At 66.3% G+C, this 578-nt stretch carries 1 protein-coding gene; it reads right to left on the minus strand.

All coding sequences use genetic code 11. The features are described from left to right. Window positions 1-403, minus strand: a 403-nt coding sequence (locus H5397_RS17525) for an LLM class flavin-dependent oxidoreductase (RefSeq protein WP_182819035.1), incomplete at its 3' end; no start/stop codon positions are given. Between the last annotated feature and the right edge of the window lie 175 nt (window positions 404-578).

The following is a 578-nucleotide window of genomic DNA, read 5'->3' on the forward strand; positions in this document are numbered from 1 at the left end:
GCGCGACGCCGTCGAGCGGGCGCGGGGTCGAGGTGAAGCCCTGCAGCGGCGTGCGGTACTTGCCCTGCCAGTCGACGACGTCCTCGGTCCACAGCCGACGCAGCAGCGCGTAGTTCTCGACGGCCAGCGCGACACCCTGGCGGATGTCCTTGCCGAACCAAGGGTACACCGGGCCGGTGTTGCCGCGGCCGAGCATGATGTCGACGCGACCGTCGGCGAGGTGCTGGAGCATCGCGAAGTCCTCGGCGATCTTGACCGGGTCGTTGGTCGTGATCAGCGTGGTCGCGGTCGACAGCAGGATCTTGTCGGTCTGCGCGGCGATGTAACCCAGCGTCGTCGTGGGCGAGCTGCTGAAGAACGGCTCGTTGTGGTGCTCACCGATGGCGTAGAAGTCGAGACCCACCTAGGGCGTGTCGCGTAACTGATTTGGGTGGTGGGGGTCAGGGTTGTCTTTGTGACCAGGAGTCCTCAGTTCAGTGACGAGATGTGGGCGCGGATTGAGCCGTTGATGCCGCGTGGGGGCGCGAAGGGCGGCCGTCCGTGGAATGACCACCGGCGGACGGTGGAGGGCATCTGTT

It is taken from the genome of Propioniciclava sp. MC1683, assembly GCF_014164675.1.
In the GTDB taxonomy this organism is placed as follows: Bacteria; Actinomycetota; Actinomycetes; order Propionibacteriales; family Propionibacteriaceae; genus Propioniciclava.